We start from the raw sequence: 14,733 nt of genomic DNA, 5'->3' as shown, positions 1-14,733 counted from the left end.
CAGCCTGCCGCTGCGTATTGCTTTTACGCTATCAATCACTTCTTCTCGTCGACCATGATCAAACAAGCACTTATTTCCGTCTCCGACAAGACGGGCGTCCTTGATTTCGCCAAGGCCCTGTCCGCGCTCGGCGTCAATATCCTGTCCACCGGCGGTACCGCCAAGCTGTTGGCCGACAACGGCGTCAAGGTTACCGAGGTAGCTGACTACACCGGTTTCCCGGAAATGCTCGACGGTCGCGTGAAGACACTGCATCCGAAAGTCCACGGCGGCATCCTCGCCCGTCGTGATTTGTCGGAGCATGTGGCAGCGCTTGAAAAGCATGGCATCCCGACCATCGACATGGTGGTGGTGAACCTGTATCCGTTCCAGCAGACGGTCGCCAAAGATGAGTGCTCGCTGGAAGACGCGATCGAGAACATCGACATCGGTGGCCCGACGATGCTGCGTTCCTCCGCCAAGAACCATAAGGATGTCGTGGTAATTTGCGATCCGGCCGATTATGGCTGCGTGCTTGATGAAATGACGGCGAACAAGGGCGAGGTCAGCTACGACACCAAGTTTGCGCTTGCGAAGAAAGTGTTCGCTCACACCGCGCAGTATGACGGTGCGATCACCAACTACCTGACCGCACTCGGTGAAGACAAGCAGCATGCGACCCGCAGCGCCTATCCGCAGACGCTGAACCTGCATTTCGAAAAAGTGCAGGAAATGCGTTACGGCGAGAACCCGCACCAATCGGCTGCCTTCTACCGTGACCTGGCACCGGTTGCTGGCGCGCTCGCCAACTACAAGCAGTTGCAGGGCAAGGAGCTTTCGTACAACAACATCGCCGACGCCGACGCGGCATGGGAATGCGTGAAGACCTTTGAAGAGACAGCTTGCGTGATCATCAAGCATGCGAATCCGTGCGGTGTGGCGATCGGCGTCGATACACTCGAGGCATACAGCAAGGCGTTCCAGACCGACCCGACCTCAGCCTTCGGCGGCATCATCGCCTTCAATCGTGAGCTCGACGGCAAGGCGGCGGAAGCAGTCGCAAAGCAGTTTGTCGAGGTGCTGATCGCGCCGTCGTTTAGCGCTGAAGCACGGCAGGTATTCGCGCCGAAACAGAATGTCCGCCTGCTAGAGATTCCGTTGGCAAATGCGGTCAATGCCTATGACTTCAAGCGCGTCGGTGGCGGCCTGTTGCTGCAGTCGCCAGATGCGAAGAACGTCGCAGTCGCTGAACTGAAGGTGGTGAGCAAGAAGCAGCCGACGCTGCAGCAAATGCAGGATTTGATGTTTGCTTGGCGTGTCGCGAAATTCGTGAAATCGAATGCGATCGTTTTCTGCGGCAACGGCATGACGCTCGGTGTTGGTGCCGGCCAGATGAGCCGAATCGATTCTGCGCGTATTGCCTCGATCAAGGCACAGAACGCCGGTTTGTCGCTGACGGGTTCCGCTGTCGCGTCCGATGCCTTCTTCCCGTTCCGCGATGGTCTCGATGTGGTGGTCGATGCAGGCGCGACTTGCGTGATTCATCCGGGCGGCTCCATGCGTGACCAGGAAGTCATCGACGCAGCGGACGAGCGTGGCGTGGTGATGCTGTTTACCGGCACGCGCCACTTCCGTCACTAATCAAGGAAAGAACGGCATTCCCGCACAGCCGGGAATGCCGCCATGCATGAAAATCCTCGGAATCGACCCGGGCCTGCGCACCACCGGCTTCGGTATCATCAGCAAGCAGGGCAACAAGCTCAGCTACATCGCGTCGGGCACCATCAAGACGCCCGATGCCGATCTGCCGCAGCGGCTGAAAGTCATCCTCTCCGGGGTGTCGGAAGTTATCCGCACCTACACGCCCGACTGCGCGGCGATCGAAAAAGTCTTCGTCAACGTCAATCCGCAATCGACGCTGCTGCTCGGCCAGGCACGCGGGGCAGCGATTTGCGCGCTCGTCAACGCGGACCTTGCAGTCGCAGAGTACACTGCGTTGCAGATCAAGCAGGCGGTGGTCGGCCACGGCCGGGCGGCAAAGGAGCAGATGCAGGACATGGTGCAGCGCTTGCTGGTGTTGTCCGGTGTGCCGGGTAAGGATGCGGCCGATGCACTGGGCGTGGCAATTTGTCATGCACACAGTGGCGAGGCCTTGGCGACCTTGGGCGATCTGGCGCCGGCACTGGCGAAGAAGGGTTTGCGTGTGCGCCGGGGACGTCTGATCGGTTGATCGGTCGGTTGATCAATCGGTCGAGCGCAGCACAACACCACGGCATATTTATTACCTACAGGCGCTTTTCCGCCTTGCGAGCAGCGATTTCAAAACGGTTGTGCCAGTAGGCGTCCCGTCCGCGAATTGCCGCCCAAACGCTAGAAGCGAGATAGGCGAAGGGAAACACGATCCCCCAGCGAGCAGCCTGGCGCACATGCGTCAGTTCATGGATGAGTACGCGCGCCGATAAACCCTGTTTTTCCGCAATCACGACATGCCCGAGCGCCATGGCGGTCATCGCGCCGAACGGGTGGCGTCCCAACATCCAATCTGCAAACGGGCCGCGCACCACCAACGCAACGGTATGACCGCGAACCAATTGGGCATGCCCGCGGAACAGGAATACGGGTAAGGCAAACAGGAGCCCGAACAATGTAATTGGCGCAGCCCAGATGATCCCAAGCAAGGTCCCGATCCAGAACAGCGGCCGCTGCACGAATCGGTGATGAAGGAAGAGCTGGAACTTCAAACCTCTTTGCTGCCTTGAGTGCTGTCTTGCGATTCGCCGCGCGGTGGCGCGGTCTTCTTTGGTTTGCATGCGGCCCACACCATGTCTGAAGTTATTCCTTAGAGCCTCTTTCATCGGAAAAAATCCTTGCCAGGAGATCAGCTTGGAAAAGGGAAGTACATGCCATTGACGGCGTTCGCTGCGCGCATCGGTGAGAGATTGGCAATAGCCGACTGCGTGGTCTGATTCCGGGCGGGCGCCGTGCCTCATTTACGACTGCACTTCTCAGGCCGGACGGTCCCGCCAAAAATCGGACTGCGCGCTACGGTTTTCAAGCAGTCTCTGACACTGGAAACCCTGATGACGCGGTGGGGCGGCCGGTGAATGTCCTGTATGATTCACCTAACTTTTTTGAGTCTTTGCATCATGATAGGTCGCCTTTCCGGAATACTGCTTGAGAAAAATCCTCCCCAATTGCTGATTGATTGCAATGGTGTCGGTTATGAAGTCGATGTGCCGATGAGCACTTTTTATAACCTGCCGGCGATGGGGGAAAAGGTCGTCCTGCTGACGCATCTGGCGGTGCGAGAGGATGCCCATTTGCTCTTCGGTTTCGGAACGGCAGAAGAGCGCAATGTCTTCAAACAGCTCATCAAGATTTCAGGCATTGGTGCGCGCACGGCGTTGTCGATCCTGTCGGGCATGTCGGTCGCGGACCTGTCGCAAGCGATTACATTGCAGGAGGCGGGACGGCTGACGCGCATCCCAGGCATCGGCAAGAAGACAGCGGAGCGCCTGATGTTGGAATTGAAGGGCAAACTGGGGGCTGACCTTGGCGCTGCGGGCGGCGTGCAGCATAGTGACGCGACGGCCGATATCCTGAATGCGCTGTTGGCGCTGGGTTATTCCGACAAGGAAGCTGCCTTGGCGCTCAAGCAGGTCCCGGCGGGAAGTGGCGTGTCGGATGGCATCAAGCTGGCATTGAAAGTGCTGTCCAAAGGGTGATGCAGTAAGCAAGGAACCGATTCATGAGCATCCAGACCGATAACTTCACTGAGCAACGGATTATCTCCGCCACGCCAGCCTCCTCCAATGAGGAGGCAATCGAGCGCGCCTTGCGGCCGAAGCAGCTCGATGAGTATGTTGGACAAGCGAAAATCCATAGCCAGCTCGAAATCTTTATTACGGCGGCCCGCCAGCGCAAGGAAGCGCTGGATCATACGCTGCTGTTCGGTCCGCCGGGCTTGGGAAAGACGACGCTTGCACACATCATCGCCCGGGAAATGGGCGTGAACCTGCGCCAGACTTCGGGACCGGTGCTCGAACGAGCTGGCGACCTGGCGGCATTGCTGACCAACCTCGAGCCAAATGATGTGCTGTTCATCGATGAAATCCATCGCCTTTCACCGGTCGTCGAGGAAATCCTGTATCCCGCGCTCGAGGATTATCAGATCGATATCATGATCGGCGAAGGCCCGGCTGCGCGCTCGGTGCGGCTAGATTTGCAACCTTTTACGCTGGTCGGGGCGACCACGCGGGCCGGCATGCTGACCAATCCCTTGCGCGACCGTTTCGGAATTGTCGCGCGCCTCGAGTTTTACACACCGCAGGAACTCGCGAAAATCGTCACGCGCAGTGCGTCCTTGCTTAATGCGGCGATTGTCGATGAAGGCGCGCTGGAAATTGCCAAACGTAGCCGTGGCACGCCGCGTATTGCCAACCGACTGCTGCGCCGGGTGCGCGACTACGCAGAAGTGAAGGGCAACGGAAAGATCACGCAGGAAATCGCCGATGCCGCACTGAAAATGCTCGATGTCGATCCGGTTGGATTCGACGTCATGGATCGCAAGTTGCTGGAGGCGGTTCTGTTCAAGTTCAACGGCGGGCCGGTGGGACTCGACAATCTGGCGGCGGCCATTGGTGAAGAGCGCGATACGATTGAAGACGTGCTCGAACCCTATCTTATCCAGCAGGGCTTCCTGCAACGTACACCTCGTGGCCGTATTGCGACGCCGACTGCGTATACGCATTTCGGTATTACCGCGCCGCGAACTGGAGCCGTGGGCGATTTGTGGGGTCAGGCGCCGACCTGAAGCGGCTCGAAGCGCCGCTCCTGAGTTTTATTGGAATAGAGGCGGTGAAGCCGACGTTGGCAGCGTCTCTGGCATGGACTTTCTGGCCGGAGCATGACGCTCGTTTATTGTGCCAAGCGTTTTGCCGATAAAACGCTTTAGATACCTCAATAAAAGTAGGGATTTTCTTTGTGTAAGAGGCGCCGGGTGCCTCGGCTTTTGCATTTGCGGTTGATTGCTATCCGTAAAACTACGGTATCAAATTTACGTGTTAAAAGCCTCTGAAGTGCCCCTATAATTTCTTCTTTTAAGTACGGTCGCACTTTTTTATTGAGATTGCGCAATTCTTTTCAAGTCCGCGTGTAAAGCTGGGCGGGTTGTAAAGAATCAGGTAGTGGCCGGCTTACACTCCTTTCCCGATCGGATTCCCGCCATGTTGATGTCTACGCAGGCCAGCCGCTTTGCGCATCAATTGCTCGACGCGCGCGCGCAGGCGCAATTAATTTCACCCGTTTCCGCCGATACGCCGCTGACCATCGCCGATGCCTACGATATTGCCAAGAGCATTGCCGATATCCGTACAGCCCAAGGTGAGGTTTTGATCGGTCGCAAGATCGGCTTCACGAATCGCAAGATCTGGTCGAAATACGGCGTCAGCGAGCCGATCCGTTCACCGATCTGGACGCCGATGTTTGATGCCACGATAAGATTTGCCGACGACAATCGGGGCCTGCAAAGCCTGCAGGGCGCATTGCAGCCGCGCATTGGACCGGAATTGGTATTCAAACTGGGCGAGGCACCCGCGCCCGATGCAACGATCGAGCAGCTTGCCGATTGCATCGAGTGGATGGCGCATGCCTTTGAGATCGTCATCTGCCCGTTCCCGGACTGGAAGTTTGAGATGGTCGATTCCATTGCTGCATTTGGCCTGCATGGTTCGCTCATCGTCGGCGAGCCGAAGATGCTGTCGGCTGCGAGCAGAAAGAGCCTTGGCGAAGTGCTGGCCAATGCCAGCTTGTCGCTGTCTTGCGGAGATGAGCTGCGCTCCGCCGGTTTTGGCAGCGACGTGCTTGGCAGCCCTGTTCACGCCCTCTGGCATCTGCACCAGTTACTGAAGATCCAGCCGCAGTTCACGCCACTGGCTGCGGGAGAACTGATTACCACCGGCACATGGACGGACGCGTGCCCGATCAAGCCGGGCGAGACCTGGACTTCGGCGTTCTCTGGCGTCAGTTTGCCGGGATTGACCGTCTCATTCGTGTGAGAGGCTCGCTGGGCAAGGCCTTCGGGTAAGTCGGCCTTGCTTTGGATGCGGTGACATGGCTCGTCCCTGGGTGTGCGCCCTTCGCTTCTTGTGGAGCGGGGGCAAGTGGCAATAGCGCGGCGATCGGAATACGCCTTAGTCAGCCCGAATCCAGGTTTGGGTGCGACCCAGCATCGGTACGCCGATATATCCACGCACATCCAGCTTCTTGCCGCCTTCGCCTACCGACATTTTGCTCTTGTAGACCTTGCCGTTGGCCGGGTCGAGGATCTGGCCGCCGTTGAACTCGCTGCCATCCTTCTTCATGCCGGTGATGATCGTCATGCCGAGGATCGGCTGATCTTTGCGGGCGTCTTCACACTTGTCGCATTTCGGGTTCGGATCTTCGCCCGCTTCGCGGAACAACTTCTCGATCTTGCCCCGGTATTCGCCGTTGGCTTCTACGATGCGGACGAGGGATTTGGGCTTGCCGGTTTCGTCATCGATGGTCTTCCACAAGCCAACCGGGGAGGCGTCCTGTGCCCATGCGCTTGCCGAAGTGAGTGCTGCTGCAGTCACCGCGAGGGTGAGATATTTTTTGATCATTTTTCCTTGTCTCCTTAAAACACTTGTGACCTGTTCGCGAAATGACGAACAGGTCACAAGTGTGGGATGCAAGGATATTATGTTTTTTGCAATTTCTCAAACTGCTCGCGCAGTTTTTCGAGTGTGGCTCCGAAGGTCAACAGACGCTCCTTCTCTTGCGCAACAACTTGTGCTGGAGCACGCGCGACGAAACTCTCGTTGCCCAACTTTGCATTGGCTTTTGCGATCTCGCCTTCCAGACGGGTGATTTCCTTCGTCAGGCGTTCCCGCTCGGCCGCTACGTCGATCTCCACCTTCAGCATCAGCTTCACCGTGCCGACAACCGATACCGGAGCCGGGGACTCGGGCAGCGCGTCGACAATCTGCACCTCGGACAGCTTCGCCAGTGCCTGCAGGTAGGCAGCGAAAGAGTGCGCGCGTTCCTTGTCCTGCGCCGATGCTTCGATGACCAGCGGCACGCGCTGCGCCGGCGACAGCTGCATTTCGCCGCGCAGGTTGCGGCAGGCATCGGTCATCGACTTCAGCTCGGCCATCCACGATTCCGCCTGCTCGTCGATCTTCTTCGTGTCGGGCTGCGGATACGGCTGCACCATGATCGAATCACCGGCAGCGTTGAGCTCGCGTCCGGTCATCGGCGCGATCTTCTGCCACAGTTGCTCGGTAATGAACGGAATGACCGGGTGCGCAAGACGCAGCACGGTTTCCAGCACGCGCAGCAGCGTGCGGCGGGTGGCGCGCTGTTGCGCCTCGGTGCCGTTCTGGATTTGCACCTTCGCCACTTCGAGATACCAGTCGCAATACTCGTCCCACACGAACTTGTAGATGGCGGAAGCGATGTTGTCGAAGCGGTAGTCGGCAAAGCCTTTTTCGACTTCGGCTTCGGTGCGCTGCAGCAGCGACACGATCCAGTAGTCGGCCTGCGAGAAATCGCGCATTTCCGGGCCACAGGTTGCCGGGTCGAAGCCGCAATCCTTACCTTCGGTATTCATCAGTACAAAGCGCGTCGCATTCCACAGCTTGTTGCAGAAGTTGCGATAGCCTTCGCAGCGGTTGAGGTCGAAGTTGATGTTGCGACCGAGCGAAGCATAGCTTGCCATCGTGAAGCGCAGCGCATCAGTGCCGAACGCAGGAATACCGTTCGGGAATTCCTTGCGGGTGGCTTTCGCAATGCTCTCCGCCTGTTTCGGATTCATGAGGCCGGTGGTGCGCTTGGCGACCAACGACTCCACATCGATGCCATCAATCAGGTCGATCGGGTCAAGCGTATTGCCCTTGGATTTGGACATCTTCTGGCCGGACGCATCGCGTACGAGGCCATGCACGTACACCTTCTCGAACGGCACTTTGCCGGTGAAGTGCGTGGTCATCATCACCATGCGCGCGACCCAGAAGAAGATGATGTCGAAGCCGGTGACCAGCACTGACGACGGCAGGAACATCTTGTAGTCTGGTGTTTCTTCCGGCCAGCCGAGCGAGGAGAAGGGCACCAGCGCGGAGGAGAACCAGGTATCGAGCACGTCGGACTCGCGCGTCAATGCCTTGCCGCCTGCCTTTGCCTTCGCATCTTCCTCATTGCGTGCGACGTAGATGTTGCCTTCTTCGTCGTACCACGCCGGGATCTGGTGACCCCACCACAATTGACGCGAGATGCACCAGTCCTGAATGTTGTTGAGCCACTGGTTGTAGGTGGTGGTCCAGTTTTCCGGAATGAACTTGATCGAGCCGTCGGCAACCTTTTCCAGTGCCACTTCGGCGATCGACTTGCCCGGGAAGTGCGTGCCTTCCGGTGCCGGCTTGCTCATCGCGACGAACCACTGGTCGGTCAGCATTGGCTCAATGACGACACCGGTGCGGTCGCCGCGCGGCACCATCAGCTTGTGCGGCTTGACGGATTCCAGCAGGCCTTGCGCTTCGAGATCGGCGACGATCTGCTTGCGCGCGTCGTAGCGGTCCATGCCCTGGTATTTTGCCGGTGCGTTCTCGTTGATCTTCGCATCCAGCGTCATGATGTTGATCTGCGGGAGCTGATGGCGCTGGCCGACTGCATAGTCATTGAAGTCGTGCGCCGGCGTGATCTTCACGCAGCCGGTGCCGAATTCCTTGTCGACGTAATCGTCGGCGATGATCGGGATGTCGCGCCCGGTCAGCGGTAGCTTCAACATCTTGCCCAGCAGGTGTGTGTAGCGCTCGTCGGTAGGATCGACCGCAACGGCGACGTCGCCCAGCATCGTTTCCGGGCGGGTGGTGGCCACCGTGATGTGGCCGCTGCCATCGGCGAGCGGATAGCGAATGTGCCACATGCTGCCGTCTTCTTCTTCCGACACCACTTCCAGGTCGGACACGGCGGTGTGCAGCTTCGGATCCCAATTGACGAGGCGTTTGCCGCGGTAGATCAGGCCTTGTTCGTAAAGGCGCACGAACACTTCGGTGACGGCCTTGGACATCTTCTCGTCCATCGTGAAGTATTCGCGGCTCCAGTCGGTGGACGCACCCATGCGGCGCATCTGGCCGGTAATCGTCGAGCCGGATTTTTCCTTCCACTCCCAGACTTTCTCCAGGAATTTCTCGCGGCCGAGGTCGTGACGGGAAATCTTTTGTGCATCGAGCTGGCGTTCGACGACGATCTGCGTCGCGATGCCGGCGTGGTCGGTGCCGGGGATCCAGGCGGTGTTATGGCCGCGCATGCGGTAGTAGCGGGTCAGGCCGTCCATCACGGTCTGGTTGAACGCATGCCCCATGTGCAGCGTGCCGGTGACGTTCGGCGGCGGCAGTTGGATGCTGAAGGCCGGTTTGCCGGCGTCCGTGGTTGCATTGTAGTAACCACGCTTTTCCCATTCGGTGCGCCAGTGTTTTTCAATGTCGGCGGGTTCGAAAGATTTGGCTAATTCCATGATTTGGCGGCTGTTTTTGCGAAACCGAACATTATAAGGGAGGCGGTAGCTGACATTGCGGCATAAGGGCGTATAATTCGCGAATCGCCATTTAGAGGCTGTGCTCTAGCCCGTTTTCAAGGGATTCGAGCCGGTCCGCGGCGCAACGCTAGGGGTCCTGGATGCATGAGCGTCCGGGTGAGAAACACCCTCAAACCTGATCTGGGTAATGCCAGCGAAGGGAAGCATTCGGAAAGCCTGTACCAGTCTGTACCGTCATCATTCCGTCGCTCCTTCGCTTGACCGATTTAGCAAAGGAGCACCATGAACGCCAACCCGCAATTCCTCGCCGCCACCGCCAAGGTGGATGAAGCGGCGATCCAGCCGCTGCCGAACTCACGCAAGATCTACGTCGAGGGCTCGCGTCCCGATATCCGCGTGCCGATGCGCGAAATCAGCCAATCCGACACGCCCGCTTCGATGGGCGCGGAAAAAAATCCACCGATCTACGTCTACGACACCTCCGGCCCGTACACCGATCCAGAGGCGAAGATTGATATCCGTTCCGGACTGCAGGCATTGCGCGCCGCATGGATCGCCGAGCGCGGCGATACCGAAGAATTGCCGGGGCCGACGTCGCAATACGGCATCGAGCGTCTGAACGACCAGAAGCTGGCGGAGCTGCGCTTCAACCTGCACCGCAAGCCGCGTCGCGCACTCGCTGGCAAGAACGTGACGCAGATGCACTATGCGCGGCAGGGCATCATTACGCCGGAAATGGAATACGTCGCGATCCGCGAAAACCTGCGCCGCAAGGAATACATCGAAGGCTTGAAAACCTCCGGCCCGATGGGGCAGAAGCTGGCCGACCTGATGGGCCGCCAGCATCCGGGGCAGAGCTTCGGTGCGGCGATTCCCGCCGAGATCACGCCGGAATTCGTGCGCTCCGAAATTGCCCGTGGCCGCGCGATTATCCCCAACAACATCAACCACCCGGAATCCGAGCCGATGATCATCGGCCGCAATTTCCTGGTGAAGATCAACGCCAATATCGGCAACTCTGCTGTCACTTCATCCATCGGCGAGGAAGTGGAGAAAATGACCTGGGCGATCCGCTGGGGCGGTGACACCGTGATGGACCTGTCCACCGGCAAGCACATCCACGAAACGCGTGAATGGATCATCCGCAATTCACCGGTGCCGATCGGCACCGTGCCGATCTACCAGGCGCTGGAAAAGGTCAATGGCAAGGCCGAAGACCTGACTTGGGAAATCTTCCGCGACACGCTGATCGAGCAGGCGGAGCAGGGCGTCGACTACTTCACGATCCACGCGGGCGTGCGCCTGCAATACGTGCCGCTGACGGCCAAGCGCATGACCGGCATCGTGTCGCGCGGCGGCTCGATCATGGCGAAGTGGTGCCTCGCGCATCACAAGGAATCGTTCATCTATGAACGTTTTGAAGAAATCTGCGAAATCATGAAGGCCTACGACGTCGCATTCTCGCTCGGCGATGGCCTGCGTCCCGGCTCAATCTATGACGCAAACGACGAGGCGCAACTCGGTGAGCTGAAGACGCTCGGCGAACTGACGCAGATCGCGTGGAAGCACGACGTGCAGGTCATCATCGAAGGCCCGGGCCATGTGCCGATGCACTTGATCAAGGAGAACATGGATTTGCAGCTGGAACAGTGCCATGAGGCGCCGTTCTATACGCTGGGGCCGCTGACCACCGATATCGCTCCGGGCTATGACCACATCACTTCCGGCATCGGTGCTGCAATGATCGGCTGGTACGGCACCGCGATGCTGTGCTACGTGACGCCGAAGGAGCACCTCGGCTTGCCGAACAAGGCGGACGTGAAGGAAGGCATCATCACCTACAAGCTGGCTGCGCATGCCGCCGATCTCGCAAAGGGCCATCCCGGCGCGCAGATCCGTGACAACGCATTGTCGAAGGCGCGCTTCGAGTTCCGCTGGGAAGACCAGTTCAATATCGGCCTCGATCCGGACAAGGCACGCGAATTCCACGACGAGACGCTGCCGAAGGATTCCGCCAAAGTCGCGCATTTCTGCTCGATGTGCGGCCCGCATTTCTGCTCGATGAAGATCACGCAGGACGTGCGCGACTTCGCCGCTTCGCAAGGTGTCTCTGAAGAAGAGGCGTTGAAGAAGGGCATGGAAGTGAAGGCCGTCGAGTTCGTCAAATCCGGCGCGGAACTCTATCGCAAGCAGTAAGCCATGATGGAGATCGAACTCAACGGTGCTCCGCACCCGATTACGGAAAACCTGAATGTGCAGGACTTGATCGTATCGCTCGACTTGGTTAACAAGTCGCTGGCGGTGGCGATCAACCGTGAGGTGGTGCCGCGTCATCTGTGGCCGCAGCGCGTATTGCAACCGGCTGATCGCGTTGACATCGTTCGTGCGATCGGCGGCGGTTGACTTATCAGGAACGTTCCCTCCCTTTCAAGGGGAGGGCCAGGGTGGGGATGGGTTTCAGTTGCACGGCCAAGCAAACAATTCCACAAAGCCTGCTGCACGGGAATTGCGAAAGTCGATGACAGACGCAGAGCAGAAGCTATGGCACCGTTTGCGAAGCAAGCAGTTGGGCGTGAAATTCCGCCGTCAGCACCCGTTCGAGAATTTTGTTCTGGACTTCGTATGTCTGGAACGGAATTTGGTGATTGAAATCGACGGCTCTCAGCATGTCGAGAGCGCGCAATATGACCAGAAGCGCACAGCAATATTGGCAGTGGCGGGATTCAAGGTCTTGCGCTTCTGGAATAACGAAGTTCTTAGCGAAACAGAGACCGTTGTACAAGCGATTTGGGACGCGTTAAACCCATCCCCACCCTAACCCTCCCCTTGAAGGGGAGGGAGTGTACGGAGCTCTTATGAATACACAAGAAACAAATCAGGATCAAGGTCTCACCATCGCAGGCAAGACCTACCGCTCACGCCTTCTCGTTGGCAGCGGTAAATACAAAGACCTTGAGCAAACCCGTGCGGCGACGGAAGCCAGCGGCGCTGACATCATCACGGTGGCGATCCGCCGAGTGAACATCGGACAGGACCCGAACGCGCCGAGCCTGCTCGACGTGGTGCCCCCGACCAAGTACACCATCCTGCCCAACACGGCCGGCTGCTACAACGCCAAGGACGCGGTGTACACGCTGCAACTCGCGCGCGAACTGCTGGGCGGCCATAAGCTGGTCAAACTCGAAGTGCTGGGCGACGAGAGGACGCTGTTCCCGAACATGCCGGAAACGCTGAAAGCCGCGGAGACGCTGGTCAAGGACGGCTTCGACGTGATGGTCTACTGCAGCGACGATCCGATCCAGGCCAAGATGCTTGAAGAAATCGGCTGCGTCGCGGTGATGCCGCTGGCGTCGCTGATCGGTTCCGGCATGGGCATCCTGAATCCGTGGAACCTGTCACTGATCATTCAGCAGGCGAAAGTGCCGGTGCTGGTGGATGCCGGCGTGGGTACCGCATCGGATGCAGCAATTGCGATGGAACTTGGCTGCGACGGCGTGCTGATGAATACCGCGATTGCCGGCGCAAAGGATCCGATCCGCATGGCGCGCGCCATGAAGCTGGCCGTCGAATCGGGGCGTGAAGCCTATCTTGCGGGGCGTATCCCGAAGAAGTTTGCCGCATCGCCGTCGTCGCCGATGGAGGGACGCGCAACATGAATCGGCCCAGCGTCCTGATTTTCGCCGGCTCCGACCCGAGCGGCGGAGCAGGACTGCAGGCGGACATCCTCGCAGTGTCCGCCATGGGCGCGCATCCGCTGTCATCGATTACCGCGCTGACCGTGCAGGATAACGACCGCGTCTTTACCGTACATCCCGTTCCCGCAGGCCTGGTGCAGCAGCAGGCGCATGCACTGATCGACAAGATGGAGATTGCGGCGGTCAAGCTCGGCATCGTCGGCAACCGCGCGAACGCGGAGGCGATTGCCGATACGCTGCGCCTGATGAAGCAGCGCAATCCCGGCCTGCATGTGGTGCTGGATCCGGTTCTGGCGAGCGGACACGGGGACAGCCTGTCGGCGGACAGCCCGACCGCGGCAATCATGACGCTGTTGCCGCTGGCAACGCTCGTGACACCCAACCTGCCCGAAGCCGCTGCCCTGTGCGGAGGCGACCGTCGCCTGGAAACGCAAGTAGAGCGGCTGCTGGAGCACTGTCCCAACGTACTGGTCAAGGGTGGGCATGGTGCCGGCCCTGATGTTGTGAACAGGTTGTTCACGAAGGATAACCATTGCACATGGACCTGGCCGCGTCTCGATGGGAGCTTCCACGGTACCGGCTGCACTCTTGCTTCCGCAATTGCCGCACTGCTCGCACGCGGCAAGCCGATGGCAACGGCCGTCGAGGAGGCGCAGGCATATTGCCACCAAGCGCTGCAGTCAGCGTATGCGATTGCAGACGGCCAACGCATTCCGAACCGGTGTGCATCAACTGAGGAAAATGCATGAGAGGCTTGTATCTGGTCACTCCCGACTGGGATGACACGCAAAAAATGCTCGACGTGACGGAGGCCGGTCTGCGCGGCGGTGCGGCGCTTGTGCAATACCGGCACAAGACGGCGGATGCGCAGTTGCGCAAGGAACAGGCAGCGGCATTGCAGGCGCTGTGCCGACGCTATGGCCGTCCGTTCATCGTGAATGATTTCATCGACCTTTGCCTCGAACTCGACGCCGACGGCATTCATGTCGGAGGTACCGATACGGCAGTCGCAGAAGTGCGCGCGGCAGTCGGATCGGACAAGATTGTCGGCTCCTCCTGCTACGGCAGCATGGATCTGGCACGCAGTGCATGGCAGGCTGGCGCCAGCTATGTCGCATTTGGCGGGTTCTATCCGTCACGCGTGAAGAAGTACGAAGTGACCACACCGCCGGCAATCGTCGCGCAGGCAAAAACCGAAATCCCTTTGCCGAACGTCGTGATTGGCGGCATGACGCATGAGAACTCTGCGCCGCTCGTCGCGCAGGGCGCAGACATGGTGGCAGCGATCAGCAGTGTCTATATGGCGGACGATCCGGAAGCGGCAGCGCGCGCGTTTGCTGCGCTTTTCAAGTAATCGTAGTCGGCAGGCAGCGACTTGCCACATCGATAAATCTGCTGCCCTTGATTGCGTTGCCGCAGTGAAGCTGGCTGGAGTGTGTTGGCAGGCCGGCATGGCGGGCGCTTACTGCGCCTCGCATCTGCGCGAGAAATCATGCCTGTGACAAG

At 59.0% G+C, this 14,733-nt stretch carries 14 protein-coding genes and 1 riboswitch; of the genes, 11 read left to right on the top strand and 3 right to left on the bottom strand.

Annotation, left to right across the window (positions count from 1 at the left end; translation table 11 throughout):
* The first annotated feature begins 54 nt into the window (after nucleotides 1-54).
* Together purH and ruvC are read left to right on the top strand one after the other, a co-directional pair.
* On the top strand, nucleotides 55-1,620 hold the full coding sequence (gene purH, locus ACYVIA_RS14275) for a bifunctional phosphoribosylaminoimidazolecarboxamide formyltransferase/IMP cyclohydrolase (RefSeq protein ID WP_460841856.1): 1,566 nt from the start codon (nucleotides 55-57) through the stop codon (nucleotides 1,618-1,620).
* A 46-nt stretch (nucleotides 1,621-1,666) separates the two neighbouring features.
* Nucleotides 1,667-2,209 carry a crossover junction endodeoxyribonuclease RuvC gene (ruvC, locus tag ACYVIA_RS14270; RefSeq protein ID WP_460841854.1) on the top strand — a complete coding sequence of 181 codons (543 nt, stop codon included), beginning with the start codon at nucleotides 1,667-1,669 and terminating at the stop codon, nucleotides 2,207-2,209.
* A gap of 55 nt (nucleotides 2,210-2,264) precedes the next feature.
* On the opposite strand, the gene ACYVIA_RS14265 is transcribed toward ruvC, so the two are convergent.
* Complete coding sequence (locus ACYVIA_RS14265) at nucleotides 2,265-2,969, bottom strand: hypothetical protein (RefSeq protein ID WP_460841852.1); 705 nt, start codon at nucleotides 2,967-2,969, stop codon at nucleotides 2,265-2,267.
* Between the two features lie 156 nt (nucleotides 2,970-3,125).
* Here ACYVIA_RS14265 and ruvA point away from each other — a divergent pair, with 156 nt between their 5' ends.
* The 3 genes from ruvA (at nucleotide 3,126) to ACYVIA_RS14250 (ending at nucleotide 6,035) form a co-directional block, all read left to right on the top strand.
* The gene (ruvA, locus tag ACYVIA_RS14260) at nucleotides 3,126-3,704 is read left to right on the top strand and encodes a Holliday junction branch migration protein RuvA (RefSeq protein ID WP_460841850.1); all 579 of its coding nucleotides are present in this window, start codon (nucleotides 3,126-3,128) and stop codon (nucleotides 3,702-3,704) included.
* Nucleotides 3,705-3,727: 23 nt separating this feature from the next.
* The gene (gene ruvB / locus ACYVIA_RS14255; protein ID WP_460841848.1) at nucleotides 3,728-4,792 is read left to right on the top strand and encodes a Holliday junction branch migration DNA helicase RuvB; all 1,065 of its coding nucleotides are present in this window, start codon (nucleotides 3,728-3,730) and stop codon (nucleotides 4,790-4,792) included.
* A gap of 412 nt (nucleotides 4,793-5,204) precedes the next feature.
* Nucleotides 5,205-6,035: a 2-keto-4-pentenoate hydratase gene (locus ACYVIA_RS14250; protein WP_460841846.1), complete on the top strand. Its 831-nt coding sequence runs from the start codon at nucleotides 5,205-5,207 to the stop codon at nucleotides 6,033-6,035.
* Nucleotides 6,036-6,170: 135 nt separating this feature from the next.
* On the opposite strand, the gene ACYVIA_RS14245 is transcribed toward ACYVIA_RS14250, so the two are convergent.
* Together ACYVIA_RS14245 and ACYVIA_RS14240 are read right to left on the bottom strand one after the other, a co-directional pair.
* On the bottom strand, nucleotides 6,171-6,620 hold the full coding sequence (locus ACYVIA_RS14245) for a DUF2147 domain-containing protein (RefSeq protein ID WP_460841844.1): 450 nt from the start codon (nucleotides 6,618-6,620) through the stop codon (nucleotides 6,171-6,173).
* A 77-nt stretch (nucleotides 6,621-6,697) separates the two neighbouring features.
* Nucleotides 6,698-9,511 (bottom strand): valine--tRNA ligase, encoded by a 2,814-nt coding sequence (locus ACYVIA_RS14240; protein WP_460841843.1) that lies wholly within the window; start codon nucleotides 9,509-9,511, stop codon nucleotides 6,698-6,700.
* Nucleotides 9,512-9,651: 140 nt separating this feature from the next.
* Nucleotides 9,652-9,751: riboswitch (TPP riboswitch) on the top strand.
* A 63-nt stretch (nucleotides 9,752-9,814) separates the two neighbouring features.
* Here ACYVIA_RS14240 and thiC point away from each other — a divergent pair.
* From thiC to thiE, 6 genes are all read left to right on the top strand, one after another.
* Nucleotides 9,815-11,728: a phosphomethylpyrimidine synthase ThiC gene (gene thiC, locus ACYVIA_RS14235; protein WP_460841841.1), complete on the top strand. Its 1,914-nt coding sequence runs from the start codon at nucleotides 9,815-9,817 to the stop codon at nucleotides 11,726-11,728.
* 3 nt (nucleotides 11,729-11,731) lie between these two features.
* Complete coding sequence (gene thiS / locus ACYVIA_RS14230; protein WP_460841840.1) at nucleotides 11,732-11,935, top strand: sulfur carrier protein ThiS; 204 nt, start codon at nucleotides 11,732-11,734, stop codon at nucleotides 11,933-11,935.
* 115 nt (nucleotides 11,936-12,050) lie between these two features.
* Nucleotides 12,051-12,350, top strand: coding sequence for an endonuclease domain-containing protein (locus ACYVIA_RS14225; protein ID WP_460841838.1), 300 nt, complete (start codon nucleotides 12,051-12,053; stop codon nucleotides 12,348-12,350).
* A 37-nt stretch (nucleotides 12,351-12,387) separates the two neighbouring features.
* The gene (locus tag ACYVIA_RS14220; RefSeq protein WP_460841836.1) at nucleotides 12,388-13,188 is read left to right on the top strand and encodes a thiazole synthase; all 801 of its coding nucleotides are present in this window, start codon (nucleotides 12,388-12,390) and stop codon (nucleotides 13,186-13,188) included.
* Nucleotides 13,185-13,976: a bifunctional hydroxymethylpyrimidine kinase/phosphomethylpyrimidine kinase gene (gene thiD, locus ACYVIA_RS14215; protein WP_460841834.1), complete on the top strand. Its 792-nt coding sequence runs from the start codon at nucleotides 13,185-13,187 to the stop codon at nucleotides 13,974-13,976. The genes ACYVIA_RS14220 and thiD overlap by 4 nt, the downstream gene beginning before the upstream one ends.
* Nucleotides 13,973-14,581: a thiamine phosphate synthase gene (gene thiE, locus ACYVIA_RS14210; RefSeq protein WP_460841832.1), complete on the top strand. Its 609-nt coding sequence runs from the start codon at nucleotides 13,973-13,975 to the stop codon at nucleotides 14,579-14,581. The genes thiD and thiE overlap by 4 nt, the downstream gene beginning before the upstream one ends.
* Nucleotides 14,582-14,733 lie beyond the last annotated feature (152 nt).

The sequence above is a fragment of the Noviherbaspirillum agri genome, assembly GCF_054780595.1.
This window is presented reverse-complemented; position numbering and strand designations above follow the sequence as displayed.

What these genes read in the sequence shown, in the direction of transcription:
- ruvA (WP_460841850.1), top strand. Translation starts at nt 3,126, where the DNA reads ATGATAGGTCGCCTTTCCGGAATACTGCTTGAGAAAAATCCTCCCCAA.
- ACYVIA_RS14265 (WP_460841852.1), bottom strand. Translation starts at nt 2,969, where the DNA reads ATGAGGCACGGCGCCCGCCCGGAATCAGACCACGCAGTCGGCTATTGC.
- thiS (WP_460841840.1), top strand. Translation starts at nt 11,732, where the DNA reads ATGATGGAGATCGAACTCAACGGTGCTCCGCACCCGATTACGGAAAAC.
- ruvC (WP_460841854.1), top strand. Translation starts at nt 1,667, where the DNA reads ATGAAAATCCTCGGAATCGACCCGGGCCTGCGCACCACCGGCTTCGGT.
- ACYVIA_RS14245 (WP_460841844.1), bottom strand. Translation starts at nt 6,620, where the DNA reads ATGATCAAAAAATATCTCACCCTCGCGGTGACTGCAGCAGCACTCACT.
- thiE (WP_460841832.1), top strand. Translation starts at nt 13,973, where the DNA reads ATGAGAGGCTTGTATCTGGTCACTCCCGACTGGGATGACACGCAAAAA.
- ACYVIA_RS14225 (WP_460841838.1), top strand. Translation starts at nt 12,051, where the DNA reads ATGACAGACGCAGAGCAGAAGCTATGGCACCGTTTGCGAAGCAAGCAG.
- ACYVIA_RS14220 (WP_460841836.1), top strand. Translation starts at nt 12,388, where the DNA reads ATGAATACACAAGAAACAAATCAGGATCAAGGTCTCACCATCGCAGGC.
- ACYVIA_RS14250 (WP_460841846.1), top strand. Translation starts at nt 5,205, where the DNA reads ATGTTGATGTCTACGCAGGCCAGCCGCTTTGCGCATCAATTGCTCGAC.
- ACYVIA_RS14240 (WP_460841843.1), bottom strand. Translation starts at nt 9,511, where the DNA reads ATGGAATTAGCCAAATCTTTCGAACCCGCCGACATTGAAAAACACTGG.
- thiD (WP_460841834.1), top strand. Translation starts at nt 13,185, where the DNA reads ATGAATCGGCCCAGCGTCCTGATTTTCGCCGGCTCCGACCCGAGCGGC.
- purH (WP_460841856.1), top strand. Translation starts at nt 55, where the DNA reads ATGATCAAACAAGCACTTATTTCCGTCTCCGACAAGACGGGCGTCCTT.
- thiC (WP_460841841.1), top strand. Translation starts at nt 9,815, where the DNA reads ATGAACGCCAACCCGCAATTCCTCGCCGCCACCGCCAAGGTGGATGAA.
- ruvB (WP_460841848.1), top strand. Translation starts at nt 3,728, where the DNA reads ATGAGCATCCAGACCGATAACTTCACTGAGCAACGGATTATCTCCGCC.